General features: G+C 44.2%; 2 protein-coding genes. Both read left to right on the top strand.

Annotated features, from left to right (window positions below; translation table 11 throughout):
• Positions 1-85: 85 nt before the first annotated feature.
• On the top strand, positions 86-391 hold the full coding sequence (locus QUA40_RS28790; protein ID WP_333132134.1) for a hypothetical protein: 306 nt from the start codon (positions 86-88) through the stop codon (positions 389-391).
• Between the two features lie 116 nt (positions 392-507).
• Entirely contained in the window at positions 508-978 is a 471-nt protein-coding gene (locus QUA40_RS28785) for a hypothetical protein (protein WP_333132132.1), read from the top strand.
• Positions 979-1258: the final 280 nt, after the last annotated feature.

Here is a 1258-nt window from a genome sequence, read left to right as displayed (position 1 = left end):
ACCCTTTAAATGGACTTATCAGGGCAAAGCTTTGAAGCAGTGAACGAGGGTAGGTAAACTCACGCCGAGGACTACTAGTGAAGTTTTGCAGGAGCAGGATTCTAGCACTACTTCACTACTTCCTCAACAAGAGCACTCGAAGGCGTTGGCGAGGGTGATGGCGCTACTGAGCAATCCGGGAAGCAGTGAAGTCGAGCAAGTTAGTGAAGCGATCGCCCTGCTGAGCACTCAGCCAGACAAAGCGCTTTGGTTGAGCTTAAAAATCCTGAGATGGGGAGTCACCGCAAGCCGTCGAGATGTGTTTGGCTGCGGTACGGGAGGTAAAGCATTCCAGAAAGCGAAAGATTGGTATCAGGCCCTTGAGTCCACCTTTGGCAAGATTGTGGAATAGCATCAAATTTGGGTAAAACTTAGGCGCTTAATTACCAACAAATATGCTAATTGCAGTTGCTTTGATTCTCGCCAATGATGCGATAATAGAATGGCAGAGATGGGGTAACTGCGATTGTGGAACTAACCAAATACAGTTGGTGGGGTGAATCTAATGAGTCACCAGAACATCTCAAAACTAAAAAGCAGTTGGCACAATTGGGTTTATCACCTCTGAAACCTTCAGGCATTATCCCCACGCGAAAATATGACGTGTTCCTCTACGATATTCACAATTCTGAATGCTGCCGATGCAAAAGAAAGCCGTCTCCAAACCAATTGGAAACCCTAGCTGCCAAATGCCTCAAAGCTCACATAAAGCGGAATTATCAACAGTGGTATCGAGAAGCGGCTTTCATAAAAAGAGATTGGGTAAGAGCGGTGAAGGGGGCAAGAAAACAGCTTCTTGGTCCTGATGAAGGGTTGATTTTGGATACTGAGACTACTGGCCTCGATAATGCAGAAATTGTGGAAATTGCAGTTATTAACCCGTTGGGAGAAGCGCTCCTCAATACACTCGTCAGACCTAGGATTTCTATTCCCGCATAAGTAACAAAAGTTCACGGGATAACGGATGAAGATGTAAAAGATGGGCGTGGCACAGATAGGGTATGACAGAGAGCGAATGTGTATCAAGTTAAAATATGATTTGTCCCGAATGTCCCTCCACCAATATAAAGAAAAATGGGGCGTTGCTGAGTTAGAGTATGAATAAGCTGTTGCACATTTAAACTGTGATACAAGCATTGCCATTATTTTTGATTTTGCGACCCCATTTAATTATTAATTCTCCTTCATTTAAGAGACGATGCAATAAATACTCTAGCTC

Source organism: Microcoleus sp. Pol11C3 (genome assembly GCF_036701485.1).
GTDB lineage: Bacteria > Cyanobacteriota > Cyanobacteriia > Cyanobacteriales > Microcoleaceae > Microcoleus.
This window is presented reverse-complemented; position numbering and strand designations above follow the sequence as displayed.